General features: G+C 35.4%; 3 protein-coding genes. 1 reads left to right on the top strand and 2 read right to left on the bottom strand.

Annotated elements, in window-relative coordinates; genetic code table 11:
- Positions 1-454 precede the first annotated feature (454 nt).
- A complete protein-coding gene (locus tag GQO39_RS08370) occupies positions 455-952 on the top strand; it encodes an antA/AntB antirepressor family protein (RefSeq protein ID WP_246668560.1) in 498 nt (165 codons plus the stop codon).
- A gap of 44 nt (positions 953-996) precedes the next feature.
- Here GQO39_RS08370 and GQO39_RS08365 read toward each other — a convergent pair whose 3' ends face one another.
- Together GQO39_RS08365 and GQO39_RS08360 are read right to left on the bottom strand one after the other, a co-directional pair.
- Entirely contained in the window at positions 997-1,425 is a 429-nt protein-coding gene (locus GQO39_RS08365) for a type II toxin-antitoxin system HicB family antitoxin (protein ID WP_156851750.1), read from the bottom strand.
- Between the two features lie 67 nt (positions 1,426-1,492).
- On the bottom strand, positions 1,493-1,684 hold the full coding sequence (locus tag GQO39_RS08360; RefSeq protein ID WP_156851749.1) for a hypothetical protein: 192 nt from the start codon (positions 1,682-1,684) through the stop codon (positions 1,493-1,495).
- Positions 1,685-1,995 lie beyond the last annotated feature (311 nt).

The raw sequence follows: 1,995 nt of genomic DNA, 5'->3' as shown, positions 1-1,995 counted from the left end.
TCATAGAAAATGATTGCATACAACCTTTTGACTTTATTAGTTTTTTATATATAATACTTTTTCTGTTCCGAAAAGCGTTCTGAATTATGAGCCTCTTATAGACGAGATCAACAGAGAGAGATAAAAAATTATTGAAAGCCGCTTGCTGTAATGTATATCTTCGATACTAGGTGCCTAGAAAACACCTCAAATCGGTAGCGGATAGATTACGACACAATCTTTTCTCTGCAAATTTAAAAATTTTGACTCACTATATGCGCGTGGCATATAGTAGTTCTGTCGGGTGTAGCTATGCCATAAAATACCCTTATGGGAAAAGTGTAACGACGGATTAATCGCCGTGTTTGTTAGCGCCCGGCATTCTTTTTAGAGTGTCATTAACAAACATCTAACGATTAGGAGTTCACAATGAACACTCTTTAAAATATCAGAAAAAATTATTGAACAAGAAATTGTGCAAACGGTCAATGCGCGTGAGCTACACGCATTCATGGAAATAGGAAAACGTTTTGTTACTTGGATTACAGATCGTATTAATCAATATACATTTGAAGAAAGTAAAGACTTCATAAAAACACAAGATTTGCGGTTCCAAAAATTGGGAAGCGCAAAATCTAGAGCTGTTACAGCAATAGAATACCATCTCACTTTAGATATGGCAAAAGAGCTTTCAATGGTTGAACGCAATGAGAAAGGACGTCAAGCACGCCGTTATTTTATTGAATGTGAAAAGAAACTAAAAAGCCAATCTGTTGATTATGACCGTGATACACGCTTTGATGATTTTAACTATCTTCGCCAATATGTTTTGACAAATTATCCTAAAATCATGGGTATCATCTTTGGTCGTCTTTTGAAAATAGATGAACTCGAAAAAGAGCTTGATCATTATAAATTGGTTACAAAAGAAGCTAAGCGCGTTTTAGCAAGATCTGTCGTAAAAGCGGCTTAGATTTAAAAACGTAACCCCTCCCCGTTTTAAAAGTGGGGAGGTGGTTAAGCCGCGTTTTTGATTGTAATAACGACTTGCTTGCCAAGAACACTCAATGCTTGCTCTAGAGTTTGAAGCTTAGTTGGATAATTTGGATCAAGAATGCGTCTTGCTTCTGTTTCTTTTTTACCCAAACGATTAGCCAATTCTGTTTTTGTGATATTCGCTTCATTAAAGGCTTCTACCACTGCAAGTTTAAGAGCATTCCACGCATCTACCGTAACCTTTACAAGACCTTTATATTGCTGTGGTACTGGTAAAGGTAAACCGCGCATAGGATAGCTCCGTAATGCTAACCCTAAAGCTTCAACAGCATTCTCTAATGCCTCAGTTCTATTTTCTCCAGCTGTGATTGCTTCTGGTACATCTGGAAAGGTTACAATAAAACCACCATCTGGATCAGATTCCAGTTTTGCTTGATAAGTGTACTCCATGTTTAGGTCTCCTCGCCATAATCGAAATGCTTTTAAAACGAAAAATTTAAGCCATTGAGAGAATAACTCATACCCCCAACTGCTTTTTTATTATTTTCACGTAAAGTGGGGTCAATTCACCAGATTTTATAACGGTTATCTTGTCTCCAAAAGTTACCAAATAATGTGACCCTTTACCTGCATCAGGAGCTTCACTGTAATGAATGCCTCTTTTTCTGGCTTCTTTACGTAATTCTCTAAGCAGTGCTTCCCGTTTCATTTAGCCTCCCCTTTCTGCATAAAATGAATATCGCACAAAAAGGTTCGATAGTCAACAATAAATCGAACAAAAAAGTTTGATACAGACTCTTAATGAAAGGATATTTATTGAAAAGTTAAAAGCAGAAATAAGAAAGCCGTGACATGTTTTTTTGATGAATGATTTGTCAAATAATATTATAATTTAATACTTTAAAAAACTGTTATTAATTAACTGAAATAATTGAAAAAATATACAAATCATGCTAAGATTTTGCATGTATAAAGTGCAAATCTAATGGGGCTACAAATATGCTAAATAAAGTGACGTTA

The sequence above is a fragment of the Bartonella refiksaydamii genome (genome assembly GCF_902652675.1).
GTDB classification, from domain to species: domain Bacteria; phylum Pseudomonadota; class Alphaproteobacteria; order Rhizobiales; family Rhizobiaceae; genus Bartonella; species Bartonella refiksaydamii.
The sequence above is the reverse complement of the archived record's forward strand: the minus strand, read 5'-3'. Positions and strand labels throughout refer to the sequence as shown.

Coding starts and splice junctions, on each gene's coding strand:
- GQO39_RS08360 (WP_156851749.1), bottom strand. CDS start 1,684: ATGAAACGGGAAGCACTGCTTAGAGAATTACGTAAAGAAGCCAGAAAA.
- GQO39_RS08365 (WP_156851750.1), bottom strand. CDS start 1,425: ATGGAGTACACTTATCAAGCAAAACTGGAATCTGATCCAGATGGTGGT.